At 36.5% G+C, this 4,430-nt stretch carries 3 protein-coding genes; all 3 read right to left on the bottom strand.

Translation table 11 applies throughout. The annotated features are described in order from the left end of the window. A partial coding sequence (locus QTO00_RS15455; protein WP_331425583.1) for an oligosaccharide flippase family protein occupies positions 1-1,406 on the bottom strand: 1,406 nt, incomplete at its 3' end. Between the two features lie 2 nt (positions 1,407-1,408). After that, positions 1,409-2,635, bottom strand: coding sequence for a polysaccharide pyruvyl transferase family protein (locus tag QTO00_RS15450; protein WP_331425582.1), 1,227 nt, complete (start codon positions 2,633-2,635; stop codon positions 1,409-1,411). Positions 2,636-3,394: 759 nt separating this feature from the next. Further along, positions 3,395-4,430, bottom strand: a 1,036-nt coding sequence (locus QTO00_RS15445; RefSeq protein ID WP_331425581.1) for a polysaccharide biosynthesis tyrosine autokinase, incomplete at its 5' end; no start/stop codon positions are given.

Below are 4,430 nucleotides of genomic sequence, written 5' to 3'. Positions count from 1 at the left end.
TAAATGTCACGTAGTGAATACAAAGATTTTCTTCCACCCACGAGACTAAAGACCAAAATAGACAAAGATATCACAGTTAAAAGAGTAGAAATAATTGACAATTCAACATTTAACCTGTGATCATAAAATAAAACCACAATAACTACGAAGCAACCAGATGCAATAAGAGTTAACGTAGAACAAAAATAATTTAAAATATTTACAGGGTAGTTTGGATAGTGAAAAACAATAAAAGAAAGGGACAAAAACAGTGTCTGAACTCCCACCATACCCCATAGCATAGTACTCATCCCGTACATTGAAAAAGTATAGATACCCGCAGAAAAAAATATTGATGAAAATAAATTCCAAAAAAACTCACGTCGAACTTTTCCTAAAGATTGTAGAAAGAAACCGTTAATAACGCCACAACCTCTAACCATGAAAAATACGCATAGAATTTGAATATATTTTACAATATTTTCGCTCTCTCCATATAAAACTGTTACTATTATATCAGCAAAAAGAGCAACACTTGAGAAAACCACCGCATTAATATAAGTTACTAGTAAGTTAACTCCCTTATATAGTATAGATCTTAAAGATACATCTTCTTTTATCCTTGTCATTACTGGGAATATGGTCTTACCGTATATTGGACTTAGTAAAGCTGGTATTTTTCCTACTAGTTCTTTAGCTAAAGAATAAAGACCCAACTGCGACATGTCGAACATTTTGCCAATAATTATTGTATCAATGTACATGCGAGCAAAATTTAGTAACTGACCACCTATCTGATATTTACAATATTGAAACGCCATAGGTACAACACTCCAATCTAAGCCACTAAACTTTGCCTTAAATTCATCTTTCAGGGAGAACTGCATCATTATTGATTTAAGCAACATAGATGTAAGCAAACCTGATATTATTGCGCTAACACCAAAGTCAAACGCTAACAACATTACAGATAATAAAACTCCAACAGTCTTCGTAATCACATCAATTACACCTAATACTGTAAGCTTTTGCTCAAGAACTAGTAGAGCTTGAAATTGAGACATAAATGGTGAAAGAAGTAGTAATAAAGCATATAAATGTAATATTTCAGACAGTCCCGACGAATCAAAGAAGATTTCAATAGGTTCAGAAAGAACAACTATAAGCAAGTATGCTAGCATTGAAAGAAACATACTGCATAACAAAAGGGAGTTCAGCTCTTTCCTTTTTAGATTTCGCCTATAGATAATATAAGTTCCTATCCCTGAGTCTATAAATACATTGGAGAAAGCCAATATTGCACTACCTATTGAAACCCAACCTAGTTCAACACTAGATAGGTATCTAGCAGAGAAGGCAAGTAGAGCAACTTGAGTAAGCGCAACATAACCAGAAGCGAAAAATGTAGAGCCAATCCCTTTTAACACTCTTAAAATTCCATTTTATTATTCAGTAGCTTGTTGATTGCTCGGGTCGCTGAAACTCTTTGTTCTATAACAGCATCGCTATAAATATGGTTGTTCTCATCTATATTATCGATTAACTTAATCGCCATATCCTTTAGCTCATTGAGATTAAAACCCTCCAAGTCAATAATATAGTCATCCAATTTCATTGAAGAGTACAACCCTTTCGACTTATGCTCATACCCAATTGCTATAGCTGGCGTTCCGAAATTCATTGAAATGATACAGCTATGCAATCTAGTTCCAATAGTAAGTTTGCATTTTGCAAACTCTTCACCTAACTGAACATCATCAAGCTCATCCATAACTACAGTAACAAGCTCTCTCTTATCACCTTTGACTTTATCTCTAATTGAGTTTGCTACAATTCGGTCATCATTATGATAACCATCAAACGATGTACAAGTTGAGTAAAAATTAACCTTCAATCCAAGCTCTATTAAATATTCACAAAGCGCAGCCATCTTTTCTTCATACTCATCTTGAGAAATACCCAAACGTTTATCAAAAGGAGCTAAATGTCTTGCGGTCATTGCAACCGTATTATTTTTAATACTCTGTGATTTAGATTTTACCAGCCAGGCAGTATCAGCCCCCATCACAAAATCAAGGTTAGGAAATACTTTTTCTACCTCGTCTTTGCTTGCTTCATCCCTAATGATAATTCCTTTAGCTTTGCTAAAGCACCACCCAGATATTTTTTTGTACAACCAACCATTAAATGGGCCCAAACTATGCCCAACCAAATAAACAGGCTTTCCTGTCAATATTGCACAAAGCATTAGCCTGTATTGGGCAAGACCATATAAATCAACAAAAAAAGACCCGCCCACTTGAATTACTCGGTCGCATTTTTCCATGTCATTCATCATAGACTTTATACTATTCGGCAAATAAATCTTCAAAAAAGGCAAATAGAATGCACTGACCATTAATAAAACAACTGGATCGGCATTTAATTTCCAACAGATTTTATTTACGATCTTTGAAGTAAAGCTTTTTCTAACGGTTGATGCTTTAGTAAGATCATCAATTACCTTAATTCCAAGTATATTCGAAGCCCCTATTGGATACCTTGAATAGACCTTGATATCATCGTCTGACCCATTAAAAAATTCTAAAAGGCCACGAGTAATAGCTGCATCTCCACGATTAGAACAACTATGATTTCCAACTAACAATACTTTCATACATAAATCTCAATTTAATTAGCGGCCAATAGAACGTTAAGCAAAGACTACTTGTTTCATGACACTTGGTTCGAATAAGTCACACCCATCAAAAATATCGGCCTCATCTAACTCTTCTCTATTGTGCTCGACGTCAGATGTACTAAGGTTTTGCCACTCGCTACAAATAGCAAATGCTTCATCACCTTTGAAGCCTGCTCTTTGGTACCCATTAGCGTTAGATCAGCTCTATTACCAAAAATACGCTGCGTTTCCGCCATTTTGTCTGAGTTATAAGCTTTCTCCTTTGCGACTGCCGCACAAAGAAGGTTTAAGTGACAGGCTCCCAAAGCGCAATAATTTTCCCGTTTAGATTAATGTTAAAGTGCTCAGTATTATGTTCAAATAAATTCTTATCCTGTTTTGTACTGATTGACATGCTTTCTAAATATCTGATTTGTATCAGATAGCTTCAATAAAACGAGCTAATGTTTGTACGTCTTTAAAGAAACATGGTGTATCGTAACCACATCCAGAACAAACAGATGGATAGCAGCTACAAGAGTCTTAATAAAGGCCTTCTCGCACCATTCCAACCCCCGAGTCTAACCGCACTGCAAAGTTAAACCATTCCATTCATAAAGCTAGTTTTTGTCGATAACATATAGTTGGCCGCGTATTTTTATAGCTCAGCAATGTAAAAATTCATCACGATGTCTTTGTCAGGGTTAGGCACGAAAAACACTAAGTACTTCAGCCTTTGAGTACACTACTTGGTTCTTAATTATTTCCATATGCGTGTTGTGAATAATTCGAATAAGTATGAGATCCTTTTTTCGTTGCGAGGACCTGATTCAACACAACGCCATCAACATTAATCTCATGCTTACCAAACAGTGTCATAGTGTGCTTGTAAACTGACTTGGTGGTGCTATTCGCTTTAAGCACCAAAAGAACCCCTCTGGCTAACTTACCTACAATGAACGCATCTTTTACAGGTAAAATAGGTGAAGTATCTATAATGACGCGATCATATTTACTTTCTAGGTGAGTAAGCAGTTTCTCAAACTTATTGCCACTTAAAAGCTCTTGTGGATTGGCGGTTAACATACCGGCGCATAAGACATCGAGGTTGGATTCACCTATAGTTACAATGGTGTCTTCAATGGTAGCGTTCATTAAAAGAACATTGGTCAGACCTGGCTGGCTGTTTGATAAGCCAAACCTTGGTGCAATGGATGGCTTACGTAAATCACAATCAATAAGTAGTACTTTTTCTAGCTTAGCGAATGAGTTCGCTAGAGCAATTGAAGTGGTAGTTTTCCCTTCACCCGGTACGGAAGATGATACCGCCAAAACCTTGCGCTGTGAGTTGTGAAGATTCAATAGTAAAGAGGTACGTACAGAATCAACTGCCTCATGGAACAAAACAAACTTTTCGCTGCTGAAAGATCCTGAGTCAATTGGGGCTTTCTTGGATTTTCTGTCTTTAACAAGGGGAATTGTACCAGTAGGCAAAAGCCCAAGCTTATTTTCAAAGTCTCTGGCCGTTTCAATGGTGTTATTAAACGCATCAAGACAAATAACAATCACAACGGCAAAACCCATGCTTGCCACGAATGATAAAGCTACTATAAGCTTTTTGTTTGGCTTAGCAGGAAACTCCGGTGTTATCGCATAGTCACTAAAACGAGCATTAGAAGAACTAAAATCACTGGTTGCAGACGTTTCTTTTTGGCGGTTTAAAAACAAATCGTACAGTTTTGCGTTGGTATCAACCTCGCGCTTAAGTGAGTCATACTCTCTTTTAATCACA

It is taken from the genome of Vibrio sp. M260118 (assembly GCF_036533755.1).
Taxonomy (GTDB): Bacteria; Pseudomonadota; Gammaproteobacteria; order Enterobacterales; family Vibrionaceae; genus Vibrio.
The sequence above is the reverse complement of the archived record's forward strand: the minus strand, read 5'-3'. Positions and strand labels throughout refer to the sequence as shown.